Annotated in this window: 1 protein-coding gene; it reads right to left on the reverse strand. The window is 63.7% G+C overall.

The genetic code is table 11. The features are described 5' to 3' along the window. Positions 1–223, reverse strand: a 223-nt coding sequence (locus ACN5AZ_RS18810) for a hypothetical protein (protein WP_419430410.1), incomplete at both ends; no start/stop codon positions are given.

Below are 223 nucleotides of genomic sequence, written 5' to 3' on the forward strand. Positions count from 1 at the left end.
GGCAGGGTCAGGATGTCGACCGTGGCGATGCCGTCGCCTGGGTCGTCGTTGGGCAGAATGCCGAGGGCGACCGGGGTGTCCTCATCGGTGGCACGCAGGTCGCCTGTGACGTCAGGGATCGGATTGACCGCGATGGTCATCGTCGCGCTGGCGACTTCTGCGTCAACTACATCTCCATCGGTGACGGTATAGTCGATGCTGACCGTGCCGTCGAAGTTTGGCG

Origin of the sequence: Sagittula sp. SSi028 (genome assembly GCF_048553715.1) — a bacterium.
Classification (GTDB): domain Bacteria; phylum Pseudomonadota; class Alphaproteobacteria; order Rhodobacterales; family Rhodobacteraceae; genus Sagittula.